Here is a 13,563-nt window from a genome sequence, read left to right on the forward strand (position 1 = left end):
TGATCAGGGTCTGGGAAGGGTGCTGCGGTACGGCGGCATGAACCGCATCCGGGGCATCTGGTCGGCGAGTACACCGCCGTCCACGACCAGCCGCGTACCGGTGAGATAGGCGCCCGCGTCCGACGCGAGCAGCAGCAGCGCGCCGACACACTCGTCGGGCCCGGCATAGCGGCCGAGCGGGATGCGCTCGCGGTAGGCCGCCTCGAACTGCTCACGGTCGAAGGGGAATTCACCGTCGATGGGTGTGTCGACCATGCCGGGGGCGAGGGTGTTGGCGGTGATGCCGTGCGGCGCCAGCTCGACGGCGAGGGTCTCGGTGAGGAGCTGGGCCGCGGCCTTGGAGGCGTTGTAGTGGGCGAGGCCCGCCTCCGCGACCAGGGCGTTCTTGGAGGTGACGGTGATGAGGCGGCCCTTCACACCGTCCGCGATCATGTGCTCGGCGACACGTTGCGACAGGAAGAAGACGGCGTCCACATTGACCCGCATGACGTGCTGCCAGGACGCCGGGGTGATCTCGTTGAACCGCTCCAGGGCCGCCGTGCCCGCGTTGTTGACGAGGATGTGCAGCGGGCCGCCGAGGTCGGAGCGGATCCGGTCGGCGAGGCCCGCCAGCTCGTCGGTGCGGGACAGGTCCTGGGCGTAGGTGCGGGTGCGGCGGCCGAGGCGCCGGATCGCGGCCTCCGTCTCCGGCAGCCCCGGCGCGTCCGGCAGATCGACGAGGACCAGGTCCGCGCCCGCCTCGGCGAGCCCCACGGCGAAGGCGCGCCCGAGCCCCCGGGCGGCGCCGGTGACCAGCGCGGTCCTGCCGTCCAGACTGAACCGGTCCATGCCCATCCCGCATCCTCCTTGGTGTTTCGTGTACGTGGCGTCCGCAGGCGCCCGTCCTACCCGGACAGGCCGAGCAGCGGCAGCGCGTCCCGGTGGATCAGCGCCTCCACCTCGTCCTTGTCCAGCGGCAGCAGCCCGGGGATGCCCGGCACGTCCGCCACGGCCCGCAGCCCGGTCACGGAGTCGTCCACGGTGGTGAACGGGTAGTCGCTGCCGAACAGCAGCTTGTGCCACACCCCGTAGTCCTGGACGAGCCGCAGACTGTGCCAGAGCTGGAAGGGCCGGTAGTGCAGGGCGCTGATGTCCGCGTACACATGCGGGTGCTTGCGGATGACGGCGATGCACTCGCCCTCGAAGGGGTGGCCCAAGTGCGCCAGGACCATGCGGAGTTCGGGGTGCCGGATGGCCACGGCGTCGAGGTGGCGCGGCATCGCGTACTCCAGCGGCGCGGCCGACACGAAGGTGGTGCCGGTGTGCACGAGCAGCGGCAGGCCGTGCCGTTCGGCGTACGTGTACAGGTCGTCGTACGCCTCGTCGGACGGGTCGAATCCCGCGTACATCGGCATGAGCTTGATGCCGCGCAGGCCCAGCTCCTGGTGTCCGTACCGGAGTTCGTCCTGCCAGCCCGGCTGGGTCGGGTCGAGGGAGAGATAGCCGATGAGCCGGTCCGGGTGCGCGGCCGTGTAGGCGGCGACGGCGGTGTCGTCCACCCACAGGCCGCTGCGGCGCGCCTTGCCGCCGACGACGATGGTGCGGGTGTCGTCGGGCGCCGTCGCCGCGTACTCCTCCCACTTCACGGTCAGGTCGACCTCGCCCGCGTGGGCGCGGGCCGAGTCGGACGCGAAGGGGTCGGTGAAGTCGTGGCTGTGCCGGAACAGATGGGAGTGGACGTCGACGATCACGTACGGTTCCTCTTCTCCCAGCCGTCCTCGAACATGTTCCAGAAGCGGTGGGTCGGCGGGTGCTCGGCGAAGACCTCGTCGACGAGTTCGACACCGATGCCGGGCGCCGTCGGCAGACCGATGTGGCCGTCGTCGGTGAGCGGCAGGGTGCCCTTCAGTGCCTGGAAGACGTGGTCCTCCAGGAGGCCGTCGAAGGTCTCCAGGATCTTGAAGTTGGGGATGCCGAGCGCCGCGTGCACCGAGACGGTGGTGCACAGCGGGGAGTTGGAGTTGTGCGGGGCCACGAGCATGCCGTGCGTGTCGGCGATGGCGGCCAGCTTGCGGACCTCGGTGAAGCCGCCCGCCATCGACAGGTCGGGCTGGATGATGTCGACGGCCCCGGTGGCGAAGAGCTGCTTGTACTCATACCGGTTGTGGAAGTGCTCGCCGCCCGAGATCGGGAAGGGCGCCCGCTGCCGCAGCTCCGCGTACCGCTCGATATGGGTCCAGGGCAGCGGCTCCTCGAACCAGCCGATGTCGAAGGGCTCCAGCTCGCGCAGGAGCCGGCTCGCGGTGGGCATCGCGAAGCGGGCGTGCCCCTCGATGAACAGGTCGACGTCGGGTCCGATGGCGTCGCGGACGGCGGCCACCAGGTCGACGGAGCGACGCAGTTCGGCGCGCTCCAGTTCGTGCAGGCCGGGTCCGAACGGGTCGAACTTGAGGGCGGAGAAGCCCTTCCCGACAATGGCGCGGGCCTTGGCGGCGAAGACGTCCGGGTCACGTTCGCCGTTGTACCAGCCGTTGGCGTAGACGCGGACGCGGTCGCGGCAGGCGCCTCCGGTGAGCCGATAGGCGGGCACGCCGAGCGCCTTGCCCATCAGGTCGTACATGGCCTGATCGAGGCCCGACAGGGCGATGCCGCCCATGTCGCCGCCGCGCAGGAAGTCGCCCTGATAGACGCGCAGCCACAGCTCCTCGATGTCGAAGGGGTCGGCGCCGATGAGGTGGCGGCGGGCCAGCGACTCGGTGAGCGCGCAGACCTCGCGGCCCCGGTAGGGGTGGGTGATCTCGCCGACGCCGCTGAGCCCTTCGTCGGTGTGGACGCGGACATAGCCGAAGTCGCGCCAGGCGGTGCCGAGCATCAGGGTCTCGACGCGGGTGATCCGCCCTGCCGGACCCGCCGGGCGGGTGGTGTTCACGGTGAGCATCAGCGGGTCGCCCCTCCCATGGTGGACGCGTTCTCCAGATCGCGGGCGCCGCCCTCGGCGAGTACGGCGGTGACGGCGGCCTCGGTGCCCTCGATCAGCCGGTCTACGTCCGCGTCGGTGTGGGCGTAACTGATGTGGCTGCGCTTCAGGTTGAGCGGCAGCTCGAACAGGCCGTGGTCGAGGAGGCGGCGCCGGTAGCCGACGAACAGGGACGCGTCGTTGGCGAGGAGGTCGCCGTAGCTGCGCGGGGTGTCGCCCGGCATGAAGTAGGTGACGAAGACGGAGCCGTGCCCGGTGACGACGGCGGGCACGCCGAGGCGCGCGTACAGCGCCTGAAGTCCTTCGCGGACGCGGGCGCCGAGCCGGTAGACGTGCTCGTGCACCGGTTCCTCGCGGAGTTTGCGGAGGGTGGCGAGGGCGGCGGCGACGACGGACGGGTGGCCGTTGTAGGTGCCGGCGAAGAAGGCGGGGGCGCCGGGGCGGGTCGAGAACAGGTCCATCAGGTCGGCCCGGCCGCCGATCGCGCCGACGGGGGCGCCGTTGGCGATGGCCTTGCCGAGCGTGGTGAGGTCGGGGGTCACGCCGCTGAGCGCCTGCCAGCCGCCGAGGTCGTGCCGGAAACCGGTGATGACCTCGTCGAAGACCAGCACACTGCCCGCCTTCGTGGTCTCCTCGCGCAGCGTGGTGAGGAATTCCTGGTACGGGAGGAGGGCGCCGACGTTGTGCGGGACGGGTTCGACGATGACGGCGGCGATGTCGTGGCCGTGCTCGGCGAAGGCGCGGCGCACGGCGTCGCTGTCGTTGAACGGCAGGACGAGCGTCGCGTCCAGGACCTCCGGGAGGATGCCGGTGGAGATCGGGTCGTGGCCGCCGACCTTCTCGGGCGCGGAGATCACGTTGAGGCTCACGGAGTCGTGCCAGCCGTGGTAGCAGCCCTGGAACTTGACGACGAGCCGCCGTCCGGTGGCCGCCCGCGACACCCGCAGGGCGTGGAAGGTGGCCTCGCTGCCGGTGCTGGTGAGCAGGGCCTTCTCCACGGAGGGGATCAGCTCGGCGAGCTGTTCGGCGAGTTGCACCTCGCCCTCGGTGGTGCCGACGCCCATATGGCCGAGGGTCGCGCCGGCCTCGGCGCTCGCGCGGGCCACGTCGGGGTCGTTGTGTCCGAGCAGCGGGGGCCCGAACGCGGCGTGGAAGTCGACGTACTCGCGGCCGTCGGCGGTGCGGAAGCGGGCGCCTCCGGTCGCCGTGACGACGAGGTCGGCCAGTCCGGGAACGCTGCGCTGGCCGCTGTTCACACCGCCGGGCACGACCTTGCGGGCGCGTGCGGCGATCCCGGCTCCGGAGGTGGCGTCCGGGCCTGAACTCATGGTGCTTGCTCCTTGCGTCGAGAGTCGTCGGCTTCAGGGGCCCTGCCCGGCCCGTGAACCCTGGCGCCATCCGCCCGGCAGTTCGCCGCAGGAAGGTTTTTCAGAACGCTGTTCTGTGCTGCAAAACAGTAAGCGCAGCGTACGGGTGGCCGATTCGCCGGTCAAGCCCCTTGTTTCTGCTTCTTCGCCAGTTCCGGGAGGTCTCGATGGGGCTAAACTGTTCGGTCATGGAGAACAGAGCTGGTCCGGCTGAGCCGAAGTACTGGGTCAAGAGCGTCGCCAGGGCCGCCGACATCCTGGAAGTTCTCGCCGCTCCCGCACCGGGCAGCGGCCTGAGCGTCACGGAGGTCGCGCAGCTCTGCGGCGTCTCCAAGAGCGCCGCCTTCGGCACGCTCCAGACCCTGCGCGCGTACGGCTTCGTGTCGGACGACGGCGAGGGCATGAACCGCCGCTACCGCCTCGGCATGGGCCTCGCCCGCCTCGGCGACCGGGCGCGCTCCCAGGTCTCGCTGCGCGGGGTCGCGCACCCGGTGCTGCGGGAGCTGACCCGCGAGACGGGCATGGCGTCGCGCCTCGCGGTGCCCGAGGACGGGCACGCCGTCGTGGTCGACCAGGTCGAGCTGGACCAGCGGGTCCGCCTCGATCTGCGGATGGGCCAGCGCGAGCTGCCGCACTGCACAGGTCTGGGCAAGGCCCTCCTGTCGGCGGTGGACCCGGCGGAGGCCGCCGCCGTCGTGGAGCGCCACGGGCTGCCGCGCAGAACCCCGCGCACCATCACGGACGCGGCCACCTTCCTCGCCCACCTCCGGGACATCGACCGCGTCGGGTACGCGCTGGACGACGAGGAGGACGCCGAGGGCATCATCTGCATCGGCGCGCCGGTACGGGACGACCACGGGGTGTGTGTCGGAGCCATCAGCATCACCGGTCTGAAGCTCGGCCTGCCGGCCTGGCGCTACCAGGAGTTGGGAGGTCAGGTACGGGACGCGGCCCACCGGATCAGCCGCGCGCTGGGCTGGGTCGACCCCGCCGAGGGCGACGCACATCCGGCCGCTACGGGTACACCCTCGCCGTAGACCTCAGCACATCCGCCGCGCAGTTCGTCGGAATCAGCCCTTGACCGATCGCCGGAAAGCGTCGTAGCTTCCTGCCATCGCCGGGACATTTTCCCGTCACCGGCACGTCAACTCGACGGACCCGTTTCCGGAACCTGCCCTTCACACCGGAAACGCCCCTGACCCACGGTCGGGGGCCGGTCAGTTTCAGCCATCCGCCGTCACGGCAGTCCCCCGCAGGAACGCTCCCTGTCTCCCAGGTCCTGCTTCCCAGGGCACCCCCGGTCCGCCGGGGCCCCCGGTCCTTCTCGGAAGGCGAAGTCCGCGATGAGCGTTCCGCACCACCCGAGCACCGCACGCCGTAACCTCCTGCGCGCCTCCGGCGTGGCCGGTCTGGCCCTCGCCTCCACGGCCGCGGCGGCCGGCCCGTCCTGGGCCGCGTCCACGTCCGCGTCTGCGAAGAGCGGCGCCCCCGATGACGTGCTGTCCGTCGCGACGGTCGCCGACCTGCGCGCCGTCGACCCGAAGTCCCTGGACACCGACACGCTCGCCGTGACCGCCGGGTACCACACGTCCGGTGACGGAGGCGCGTTCACCGCCCGCTGGGACGCGCGGTCCACCGCCCCGCACAACGGCGGCACCGTCATCGCCCCCACCGGCAAGCACGCGAGCGGCAAGGGCCGGTGGCTCCAGCTCCACTCCGGCACCGTCGACTTCCGCACCTTCGGCCACTTCGACGCCGAGCAACCCGCCGACGACGCACTCGACGCGATGGTCACCGACCCCGCCGTCCACCGTGTCGAAGCACACACCGACCTCCTCTTCCGCAAGAGACACCTGTGGAACCGCTCGGGCATCGAACTCGACTTCGGCGGCCACACGATGCACACCGACGGCATCGAGAAGAACACCCACGACAACCCGTTCGGCGCCGTCCTCTCCTTCCGTGGCACGCCCACCGACACCACCCACACCCACAAGCTGGGCGCGGCCATGCCGGACCTGTCCGATCTCTTCGAGGTCGGCGACTCGGGTGTGTTCAAGACCGGCCAGTGGTGGGCCGTCGAGACGGACGCGCTGGCGGGCAAGTACGAGAAGGAGATCCAGCGGCTCGTCCAGGTCACCGATGTCGTCGACGGCACCCGCATCCGGGTCAACTACCAGATCGGCTGGGACCTCGCGGCCGGCCGCACCCTCACCTGGACCCGCGTCGAACCCGTCGAACGCGCCCACGTGCGCAACCTCGTCTTCGAGGGCGCGGGCGACGACCAGTACACGGGCTCGCACCCGGTCTCGTACGAGTACGCGGTGCGCTGCGACGTGTCCGGGATCGAGGCCACGGGCACCTTCTGGCCCGTCGTGATGCGCCGCTGGTGCACCTACTTCCGCACCGACCGCTGCTCCCTCGCCAACCCGAAGTCCGTGACGTACGGCGGCGCCGGCTATCTCACCCAGCAGATCTACTGTCTGTACGGGCACGTCGAGGACTGTCACACCTCCAACGCCCGCCATCTGAACGACTTCACGGCGTCCGCGTACTGCTATGTCACCAACTGCCACGGCGACGGCGACGACCAAGGGCCCTTCGTCACCCACGGGCAGTTCGAGCACGACCTCGTGTACACCGGCAACTCCGGGCTGATGACCTTCGCCAACTCGGGTGCCGCGTGGGGCGGCGCCGCCAAGCGGATCACCGTACGGCGCCACTCCTGCTCCTGGTTCGTGGCGCGGGTCAAGGTCACCGATCTGACCCTGGAGGACGTCACCGTCATCGGCAAGAAGTCCCTCGACGGCTCCGGGATGCTGTGGGTGAACGCCGACGGGGTCCAGTTGCGCGGCTGCACCGCGACGGGGCCGCTGATCGTCTCGCAGGCGTCGAAGCGTTCGGCACGGCCCAATGTCATAGCGGACTCGGCGTTCTCCTTCGCGCCGGGCGCCGAGATCACCAAGGCCGACGTCAGCTCGCCGCTCACCCTGGAACGCACCACGCTCACCGGGCTCGCCGGCGCCTCCTTCAAGGGCACCGGCACCCTCACCCTCGACCACTGCACCCTCCAGGGCGCCGCCGACGCCGACCCGGTGACGTACGCACACGGCGAGGTGCACATCGAGGGCGGTGAACTCACCGACACCGGGGTGAAGTTGACCGGGGCCAAGGATCAGCGGCTACGGATCGACGGCACCCGGCTGAGCGGCACCACCAAGGACGGCGCCCTGCTCTCCCGGTCCGGCGGCGGCAGCGATCGTACGGTCACCTGGCAGCTCACGGGGCTCGACTCGCGCGCCACCGGCGGGACCGCCCATGTGCTGGTCGCCGAGGGTGTCAACCGGTACCGGGCCACCTCGTCCACGTTCACCGGAGGGCGGCTCGAACTGCGGCCCGCGGCCTTCGGCGACGGCAGCCATCTGCTCCACACCGGCTGCGTCGAGGACGGCACCGAGCGCACCGCCCTGCCCGACGAGGGCCCGCGCGTCGCCCACACCGCGGGCACCGTCCGCTACTGACCACGGCACTCGCCACTTTTGAAACTCCGACCCCCGCACTCCGCCCCCCGAACTCCCAGGGAACCCCTGTGTCCACGCATCCCCCGATCACCGGCCGGCCGGTACGCGTCGCCCTCGTCGGCGCCGGAAACCGCGGTCTCACCTACGCCGAGTGGATCAAGGCGCACCCCGAGCGCGCCGAGCTGGTCGCGGTCGCCGATCCGCGCCCCGCGGCCCGCGCGGCGGCGGGCGCGCCCCTCCAGTACGAGGACTGGCGGCCCCTCGCCGACGAGCGCATCGCGGACGCGGTGATCGTCGCGACCCAGGACCGTGACCACGTCGAGCCGGTGCTCGCGCTGGCACGGGCCGGGTACGCGATCCTCGCCGAGAAGCCGCTCGCACCGACCGAGGAGGAGACCCGGACGCTCGTGGCGGGCGTACGGGAAGCGGGGGTGCTGTTCGCGGTCTGCCACGTCATGCGGTACACGCCGTACACCGACCTGGTGAAGGAGGTCGTGGACTCGGGGGTGCTGGGGCAGCTCGTGTCGATCGACCATCTGGAGCCGGTCGGCTGGTGGCACTACGCCCACAGCTATGTACGCGGGCCGTGGCGCAGCGAGAAGGGCTCGTCGCCGATGCTGCTCGCCAAGTCGTGCCACGACCTGGACTGGATCGCGTATGTCATGGGCGGCCGGATCGAGCAGGTCACCGGCTTCGGCGGGCTGAAGCACTTCCGCCCGGAGAACGCCCCGGCGGGGTCGACCGAGAACTGCCTCGACTGCCCGGTGGAGCCCGACTGCCCCTACAGCGCGCAGAAGTTGTACCTCCCCACGCTGCGGGAGCAGGGCGCGGTGTGGCCGGTCACGCACGTCACCGAGGCGACCGACGAGGCCGGTCTCCTCGACGCGCTGCGCGACGGCCCGTACGGCCGGTGCGTGTACCGGTCCGACAACGACGTGGTCGACCACCAGGTCCTCGCCATGCGGCTCACCGGCGGGGTCACCGCGACCTTCCAGATGGTGGCGTTCACCGAGCAGACGCACCGGCAGACCCGGATCTTCGGCTCGCACGGCTGGCTGCGCGGCGACGGCGAGCGGGTCACCGTGCAGGACTTCCGCACCGGCGAGACGGTCACGCGGGAACTCGGCGCCAGCGGGTCCAACGCGGCCGACGGGCACGGCGGCGGGGACACCGCGCTCGTCGAGGCGTTCGTCCGGGCCGTCGCCACCGGCGACCCGGGCGCCGTCCGCTCCGGCACCGGCGCCTCGCTCGGCAGCCACCTCGCCGCGTTCGCCGCGGAACGCGCCCGCCACACCGGGACCGTACAGACCGTCCCGGCCCACTGATCGCCCCCCCAGTCATCCACAGCCCGCTTCGACGCGGAACCTCCGGAGGCCACCCTCATGTCCCGTACCACGCACCGCCGCATCAGAATCCGTGCCGTCGCCGTCCCCGTGGTGGCGACCGCGCTCGCCACCACGCTGCTCGCCGCCTGCGGTGGCTCGGGCAGCGGCAGCGACAGCAAGACCGTGACCATGTGGACGTACCCCGTGATCTTCGACGAGGCGAAGAACAAGGAGTACTGGGACGGCCTGGTCAAGGAGTTCGAGAAGGAGCACGCCGGGGTCACCGTGAAGGTGGAGACCTTCCCGTGGGCCAACCGGGACACCGCCCTCGCCACCGCCATCGCCTCCGGCAAGGGACCCGACGTGGTGTACCTGGTGCCGGACCAACTGCCCAAGTACGCGAAGAACATCGTGCCCGCCGACGAGTACATGCCGGCCGACGCGAAGAAGGACTACACCGAGTTCGCCATGGATTCGGTGACCGTGGACGGCAAGGCGCTCGGCACCCCCGTGCTGACCAGCGCGAACCCGCTGATCTGCGACAAGCGGGTGTTCGACGCGATCGGTGAGACGGCCTACCCGTCGACCTGGGCGGACCTGGAGGCGCTGGCGCCGGAGCTGAAGAAGAAGGGCTACTACGCGACCAGCTACAGCGGCGACACCCAGCAGACCCTCAACATGACGTTCTATCCGCTGCTGTGGCAGGCGGGCGGTGACGTGTTCGCGGCGGACGGCAAGAAGACCGCGTTCAGCGACGCGGCCGGCGTCAAGGCGCTCACGTATCTGAAGAAGCTCGTGGACGGCGGATACACCGACAAGGACCTGGTGACGACGACGCCGAAGCTGGAGCAGACACCGATCGCCAAGGGCAAGGTCGCCTGCACCTGGCAGAACACGCCCGCCGACGTCGAGCCGTTCTGGGGCAAGGAGAACATCGTCGTCCAGCCGCCGCTCAAGGACACCGAGTCCATCGGGTACGGGACCGTGGGCGCGCTGTCGCTGCTGAAGGGCGGCAACAAGGATCTCGCGGGCGAGTGGATCACGTTCGCCGCCGAGGCGAAGAACGCGGCGGGTCTGGAGACCTCGGCCGGCTACTTCCCGGCCCGCACCTCCGGCGGCGACCTCTACCCCGGCGACGCCCTCCAGAAGGCCGTCGGCGACACCCTGCCAAGCATGACCGCGGGTCCGCTGCACGAGAAGTCCCGTGAGGTGATGGGCGTGCTGGCGCCGGAGATCCAGGCGGCGCTGCTCGGCAAGAAGAGCCCGCAGGACGCGCTGGACGCGGCGGCGAAGGCGGCGGACGCGATGCTCGCCCGTTGACGCGGCGGCGCACCAGGCACGTAGCGCATCCCGACCGCGGGCCCCGGCCGGTGACACCCACCGACCCGGGCGGGGCCCGCACCCCCTGACCCGCACACCCGCACACCCGCACCCTCCGAACTCCCCCGAACTCCCCCGAACCGCAAGGAGATTCACCGTGGCAGTCGTCGCGGAACGCGCCCGTCGGGGCCGTCTCAGCGGGCCGATGGCGCGCCGCGAGGCCCGGATCGGTCTGCTGTTCGTCCTCCCCTGCTTCCTGCTCTTCCTGGCCTTCCGCTTCGGCCCGGGTGTCGCCGGTGTCCTGATGAGCTTCACCGACTACTCGCTGACCGGCGGCGGGAAGTTCATCGGCCTGGACAACTTCACCCGCCTGTGGGCCGATCCGCTGTTCTGGCAGGCCCTGAAGGTGACCGTCCTGTACACGGTGATCGCCGTGCCGGGCACCCTCGTCGTGTCCGTCGCGCTCGCGCTGCTGACCCGCCGGGCGTTCCGCGGCTCGAAGGTGTTCCGCTCGGTGTTCTTCCTGCCGGTCGTCACCTCGCTGGTGCTCGCCGCGACCGTGTTCGTGTGGATCTTCTCGACGGGCGGCCCCTGGTCGACGGTCATGGGCTGGTTCGGGATGTCCGAGGGGTCCTGGCTCTCCGACGATGTATTGGTCATCCCCGCGCTCGCGCTCGTCGGCGTCTGGTCGCGGTTCGGGTACGGGATGCTGATCCTGCTCGCCCGGATGCAGGACATCCCCAGGGAGCTGGAGGAGGCGGCCCTCACGGACGGCGCGGGCGCCTGGCAGCGGTTCCGGCACATCGTGCTGCCGCAGCTCAGGCCCACGCTGTTCTTCCTCGCGGTGATCGAGACGACCGCGTCGTTCCAGGTCTTCGACGCCGTCTACACGATGACCGGCGGCGGACCCGCCAACGCCAGTTACACGCTCGTCTTCCAGCTCTACGACGCGGGCTTCAAGTACTTCGACCTGGGCTACGCGTCGGCCATCGGGGTCGCCCTGTTCGTGCTGACCGTCGTGGTCGCCGTCGTCCAGCGGCTCGTGATCGGGAAGGACCAGTGACCATGACCACCACCACACCGGTCGAGACCTCGCCCGCCGGCCCGCGGAAGGACGGCGCGCGGAACGACGGCGCACCGACGCCGCCGGACCGGCGGACCGCCCGCCGGCTGCGCCGGGAGGCCGAGCGCGACACCGTGCCGCACGCGATGCGCGCCTCGCGCGGCGGACGGATCGCCCGCGCCCTGCTCCTCACGGTCGCCGCCGTCGTCACCGTGTTCCCGTTCTACGCGATGGTCGTGCTCTCCCTGAAGCCGTCCGCCGCCGTCGAGTTCCCCGGCAGCCTCGTCCCGTGGCCGCTGACCGGCGACGCGTACGACAGCGTGATGAACGCGCAGGACGTGCCGCGCTGGCTGTTCAACACGCTGATGTACTCGGTGATCTCGGTCGTCGGTGTGCTGCTGCTCGCCTCGCTCGCCGGGTACGCGTTCGCCAAGAAACGCTTCCCGGGGCGCGAGACGATGTTCTGGTCGTTCCTGTCGATGGTGATGGTGCCGTACCACGTCACGATGATCCCGACCTTCGCGATGATCGCGAAGATGGGCGGCGTCGACACCTACTGGGGTCTGATCGTGCCGACCCTCGCCAACGCCCAAGCCGTGTTCCTGATGCGGCAGTTCATCCAGGGGCTGCCCGACGAACTCTTCGAGGCGGCACGGCTCGACGGCTGCAACGAGTGGCAGATCTTCCGCCGCGTCGTGCTGCCGCTGCTCAAACCGATCCTGGCCACGCTCGGTGTGTTCGTCTTCCTGTGGCACTGGAACGACTTCCTGTGGCCGCTCGTCGTCGGCCAGTCCACCGACATGCGTACGCTCACCGTGGGCATCGCCTCGCTCCAGCAGCAGAACGTGCCGCTGAACGTCGTCCTGTCGGGCTCCGTCATCGCGTTCGTGCCCATCTTCGCCGCGTATCTGGTGGGCCAGCGTTACTTCACCGAGGGCGTCACGGCGTCCGGGATCAAGGGATAGCGCGCATGGTGTTCACCGACGAAGCGGCGCTCGAAGAGCGTCTCGCGACCCCGTCGCCCGCCCTCGTCGCGGACCTGGGCCGGCTCGACGGCGATCTGCTGGTGCTCGGCGCGGGCGGCAAGATGGGCCCCAGCCTGTGCCGCCTGGCCCGGCGCGCCCTCGACGCGGCCGGCCGTACGGACAGCGAGGTGTACGCGGTGTCGCGCTGGTCGGACCGGGCCGCCGCCGACGCCCTGGAGGCCGACAACGTACGGACCGTCGCCTTCGACCTGATGGACCCGGCCGCGGACCTCGCGACCCTGCCCGACGCGGCGGACGTCGTCTTCATGGTCGGCGCCAAGTTCGGCTCCGCCGGGGCGCCTTCGCACGCGTGGGCGGTGAACGCGGCGATGCCCGACCGGGTCGCGCGACGCTGGCCGGACGCGCGGATCGCCGCTTTCTCGACGGGCAACGTGTATCCACTGGTGCCGGTCGTCTCGGGCGGCTGCGCCGAGGGCGACCCGGTCGGACCGGTCGGCGAGTACGCCATGTCGTGCCTGGGCCGCGAGCGGATCTTCGAACACGCGGCCCTCACCCGGGGCACCCGCACCGCCCTGATCCGCCTCAACTACGCGGTCGACCTGCGGTACGGGGTACTGGCCGACCTCGCGGGCCGGGTCCGCGCGGGCGAGCCCGTCGACGTCCGCACGGGCGCCGTGAACGTGGTCTGGCAGGGGTACGCGAACGAGGTCACCCTGCGGTCGCTGACGCACGCCACCGGCGGTGACGGCGGCGCCTTCACGGTGAATCTGACCGGCCCGGAGACGGCGTCCGTACGCCGGATCGCCCAGTGGTTCGGCGAGGAGTTCGGCACGGAGCCCGTCTTCGACGGCGCGGAGAGCGGTACGGCGCTGCTGTCCGACGCGAGCCGGTGCCACGCCCTGTTCGGCTATCCGGACGTGCCGCTGCGCACGCTGGTCGGCTGGCAGGCGGACTGGCTGCGCCGAGGGCTTCCGCTGTCCGGCAAGCCCACCAAGTTCCAGGTACGCGACGGAAGGTTCTGAGCC

At 70.8% G+C, this 13,563-nt stretch carries 11 protein-coding genes; 7 read left to right on the plus strand and 4 right to left on the minus strand.

Translation table 11 applies throughout. The features are described 5' to 3' along the window. Positions 1–3: 3 nt before the first annotated feature. From ACIQNU_RS37700 to ACIQNU_RS37715, 4 genes are read right to left on the minus strand one after another with little or no spacing between them, the layout of a single operon-like run. The gene (locus tag ACIQNU_RS37700; RefSeq protein WP_401375350.1) at positions 4–828 is read right to left on the minus strand and encodes an SDR family NAD(P)-dependent oxidoreductase; all 825 of its coding nucleotides are present in this window, start codon (positions 826–828) and stop codon (positions 4–6) included. Between the two features lie 56 nt (positions 829–884). Continuing rightward, on the minus strand, positions 885–1,730 hold the full coding sequence (locus tag ACIQNU_RS37705; protein ID WP_401375353.1) for an amidohydrolase family protein: 846 nt from the start codon (positions 1,728–1,730) through the stop codon (positions 885–887). After that, complete coding sequence (locus ACIQNU_RS37710) at positions 1,727–2,917, minus strand: mandelate racemase/muconate lactonizing enzyme family protein (RefSeq protein ID WP_401375356.1); 1,191 nt, start codon at positions 2,915–2,917, stop codon at positions 1,727–1,729. Before ACIQNU_RS37710 ends, ACIQNU_RS37705 begins: the two co-directional genes overlap by 4 nt. Further along, positions 2,917–4,284 (minus strand): aspartate aminotransferase family protein, encoded by a 1,368-nt coding sequence (locus ACIQNU_RS37715; protein WP_401375359.1) that lies wholly within the window; start codon positions 4,282–4,284, stop codon positions 2,917–2,919. Before ACIQNU_RS37715 ends, ACIQNU_RS37710 begins: the two co-directional genes overlap by 1 nt. A gap of 227 nt (positions 4,285–4,511) precedes the next feature. Here ACIQNU_RS37715 and ACIQNU_RS37720 point away from each other — a divergent pair, with 227 nt between their 5' ends. From ACIQNU_RS37720 to ACIQNU_RS37750, 7 genes are all read left to right on the plus strand, one after another. Next, entirely contained in the window at positions 4,512–5,360 is an 849-nt protein-coding gene (locus ACIQNU_RS37720; RefSeq protein WP_401375362.1) for an IclR family transcriptional regulator, read from the plus strand. A 306-nt stretch (positions 5,361–5,666) separates the two neighbouring features. Continuing rightward, the gene (locus ACIQNU_RS37725; RefSeq protein WP_401375364.1) at positions 5,667–7,844 is read left to right on the plus strand and encodes a peptidase C14; all 2,178 of its coding nucleotides are present in this window, start codon (positions 5,667–5,669) and stop codon (positions 7,842–7,844) included. Between the two features lie 68 nt (positions 7,845–7,912). After that, positions 7,913–9,169, plus strand: a complete 1,257-nt coding sequence (locus ACIQNU_RS37730) for a Gfo/Idh/MocA family protein (protein ID WP_401375367.1) — start codon at positions 7,913–7,915, stop codon at positions 9,167–9,169. 57 nt (positions 9,170–9,226) lie between these two features. Beyond that, positions 9,227–10,489 carry an extracellular solute-binding protein gene (locus ACIQNU_RS37735; RefSeq protein ID WP_401375369.1) on the plus strand — a complete coding sequence of 421 codons (1,263 nt, stop codon included), beginning with the start codon at positions 9,227–9,229 and terminating at the stop codon, positions 10,487–10,489. A gap of 157 nt (positions 10,490–10,646) precedes the next feature. Further along, positions 10,647–11,552, plus strand: a complete 906-nt coding sequence (locus ACIQNU_RS37740) for a carbohydrate ABC transporter permease (RefSeq protein WP_401375372.1) — start codon at positions 10,647–10,649, stop codon at positions 11,550–11,552. A gap of 2 nt (positions 11,553–11,554) precedes the next feature. Further along, positions 11,555–12,517: a carbohydrate ABC transporter permease gene (locus ACIQNU_RS37745; RefSeq protein WP_401375374.1), complete on the plus strand. Its 963-nt coding sequence runs from the start codon at positions 11,555–11,557 to the stop codon at positions 12,515–12,517. 5 nt (positions 12,518–12,522) lie between these two features. Then, positions 12,523–13,560 carry an NAD-dependent epimerase/dehydratase family protein gene (locus ACIQNU_RS37750; RefSeq protein ID WP_401375377.1) on the plus strand — a complete coding sequence of 346 codons (1,038 nt, stop codon included), beginning with the start codon at positions 12,523–12,525 and terminating at the stop codon, positions 13,558–13,560. Positions 13,561–13,563: the final 3 nt, after the last annotated feature.

It is taken from the genome of Streptomyces sp. NPDC091292 (assembly GCF_044757265.1).
In the GTDB taxonomy this organism is placed as follows: domain Bacteria; phylum Actinomycetota; class Actinomycetes; order Streptomycetales; family Streptomycetaceae; genus Streptomyces.

Bases quoted from the DNA above. Each gene is read 5' to 3' on its own strand.
- ACIQNU_RS37700 (WP_401375350.1), bottom strand. From the start codon at position 828: ATGGACCGGTTCAGTCTGGACGGCAGGACCGCGCTGGTCACCGGCGCC.
- ACIQNU_RS37710 (WP_401375356.1), bottom strand. From the start codon at position 2,917: ATGCTCACCGTGAACACCACCCGCCCGGCGGGTCCGGCAGGGCGGATC.
- ACIQNU_RS37715 (WP_401375359.1), bottom strand. From the start codon at position 4,284: ATGAGTTCAGGCCCGGACGCCACCTCCGGAGCCGGGATCGCCGCACGC.
- ACIQNU_RS37720 (WP_401375362.1), top strand. From the start codon at position 4,512: ATGGAGAACAGAGCTGGTCCGGCTGAGCCGAAGTACTGGGTCAAGAGC.
- ACIQNU_RS37725 (WP_401375364.1), top strand. From the start codon at position 5,667: ATGAGCGTTCCGCACCACCCGAGCACCGCACGCCGTAACCTCCTGCGC.
- ACIQNU_RS37735 (WP_401375369.1), top strand. From the start codon at position 9,227: ATGTCCCGTACCACGCACCGCCGCATCAGAATCCGTGCCGTCGCCGTC.
- ACIQNU_RS37745 (WP_401375374.1), top strand. From the start codon at position 11,555: ATGACCACCACCACACCGGTCGAGACCTCGCCCGCCGGCCCGCGGAAG.
- ACIQNU_RS37750 (WP_401375377.1), top strand. From the start codon at position 12,523: ATGGTGTTCACCGACGAAGCGGCGCTCGAAGAGCGTCTCGCGACCCCG.